General features: G+C 61.4%; 2 protein-coding genes and 1 pseudogene. 1 reads left to right on the forward strand and 2 read right to left on the reverse strand.

The window, feature by feature from the left end; genetic code table 11:
• On the reverse strand, positions 1–282 hold a 282-nt coding region (locus tag AD665_RS17985; protein ID WP_053193039.1), incomplete at its 3' end, for a hypothetical protein.
• Between the two features lie 259 nt (positions 283–541).
• Here AD665_RS17985 and AD665_RS17990 point away from each other — a divergent pair.
• Positions 542–1603 (forward strand): zinc-binding metallopeptidase family protein, encoded by a 1062-nt coding sequence (locus AD665_RS17990; RefSeq protein ID WP_053191792.1) that lies wholly within the window; start codon positions 542–544, stop codon positions 1601–1603.
• A 188-nt stretch (positions 1604–1791) separates the two neighbouring features.
• Here the strand turns inward: AD665_RS17990 and AD665_RS27900 are convergent.
• Positions 1792–1937 (reverse strand): annotated as a pseudogene (locus AD665_RS27900) (IS110 family transposase); the annotation flags it as partial.

Consider the following 1937-nt stretch of genomic DNA (forward strand, 5'->3'; position numbering starts at 1 on the left):
TTGTTCCTGGAACTCGATGGCGATACCGCGCATGGTCCGGACTTCGTTATAGCCCGGCTCGATGGTCAAGCGGATGCCCAGGTTTTCGTAAAGCCGCTGTTGCAACCGTTCGAGCTCGGCCAGGTCCTGGATGTTTTCCAGCCGTTCGAGCAGGCGCTTTTCTTCCTGACGGTTCAGGCAAAGGATGCGCAAGTCGCTGCCCGCCGTTTCCAGCAATGCATCGCGCCCGCAGTCGCAGACGCCAGGCGGGCAGGGGGGGCGGATCGGAATCGACGCGGTCATGGGCTCCACAAATCCGGGTACGACGAAACTGCCGTTGAGTCCATCGGCGGTCCAGGCAATGTGATGCCTGGCGATATTGGGGTCAACCCTGTCATATGGCCGCCGGTCTGTCACCTGGCATGGCCCGCTCGTCTGTTTATCCGCCGATCCGATCAAATTTTTCCAACACGGGCACCCTCAAGAAAGACAGGCACGTTACGGTCCGCTCCGTCATCGGCACCGCGACGGCCCCGTGGCAAGCATAAGGAGAGTCCGATCGATGCAAGCGAATCTGTCTACATTACCGTTGCTGGAAGAGTTGCTGATGGCCCGCGGACCCGGCGGACAGGAAGACGAAGTCCGGCAAATCTGCCTGCGGGAACTGGAACCCCATTGCGACAAGACCTGGGTCGACCCGGCCGGCAACGTGATCGGCTTGATCAAGGGAGCCGTCAGCGGTAGCGGCCGCCAAACGCCGGTCAGGGTCATGGCGCATCTGGACGAAATCGCCATGCTGGTCAAACGCGTCGAACCCGATGGAACACTTCGGGTAGTGGCCTTGGGAGGTGCTAACCCGATCAACTTCGGCGTGTGCCCGGTGGACATCCTGGGCGATCGGGATTTCATCCCGGGTGTGTTGTCGTTCGGCTCCATGCACAGCACGGCCGAAACCCATCAGGGGGCGGATGTCCTGTCCGGGAATGTGCACTGGGAAGATGTCCACGTGATCACCCGTTGTTCCCGGGAACAATTGCACAGGCACGGTGTGCGCCCTGGCACGCGGGTGGTGCTGAGCCAGCACTGGCGCCGGCCGTTTCGGGTGGGCGATGCCATTGCCGCGCACTTTCTCGACGACCGTGCGCCGATGGTCGCGACCCTGCAGGCTGCCGCGCTGTTGGCCGAGCGCCGGGCGGAACTGACCGGTGAAGTGTATTTCGTGTTCAGCACCCTGGAAGAGGAGTCCAATGCCGGAGCACTGTATGCCGCCGCCCACCTGCCGGGCGAGGTGACCGTTGCCGTCGAGGTCGGGCCGGTAGTGCAAGAGTATGGAACCCGGTTGAGCGTCAACCCGATCATCAATACGGGGGACGAAAAAGGCTGCTACAGCCGCAATATCGTCGACCAGTTGTACCGTGCCGGCGAACGCAGCGGCCTGGAGCCGCAATTCGCCTTCCTGGTGGACTTTGCCAGTGATGCCAGCGCCGTCATGGGCAGTGGCGTGTCGGCCATGGGAGGTTGTATCGCGATACCCACGGAAAACACCCATGGGTATGAGCTGATCCTGGAAGGCAGCATTGAAGCCTGCGCGGCGACGTTGCTGGAGTTCCTGCTCAATCGATGAGGCCCTGCGGCCAGTGAACCCTATGGTGTGCGAGCCTGCTCGCGATGACGGCGGAACCTTCAACACAGGAGCAAGCAGATCCACCGCTATCGCGAGCAGGCTCGCTCCCACAATGGGCCAAGGTGCCAGCAGGATTTGAGTCCCACCGCAGGTTCTCTGTGGGAGATTCTATGGTGCAGGGCTAGCCCCTAAATGCCTTTTGGTAGGTATTCGCTCTGGTTCTTCAACAGAGCGAATGCCACTCGCGCAAGCTTGCGGGCCAGTGCTACCAGTGCTTGGGTTGTGCTAAATCCTCGAGCCCTTAGGGCCTCATAAAATCCCTTCCACGCCGCGG

It is taken from the genome of Pseudomonas corrugata, from assembly GCF_001269905.1.
GTDB lineage: Bacteria > Pseudomonadota > Gammaproteobacteria > Pseudomonadales > Pseudomonadaceae > Aquipseudomonas > Aquipseudomonas corrugata.

What these genes read in the sequence shown, in the direction of transcription:
- AD665_RS17990 (WP_053191792.1), top strand. Translation starts at nt 542, where the DNA reads ATGCAAGCGAATCTGTCTACATTACCGTTGCTGGAAGAGTTGCTGATG.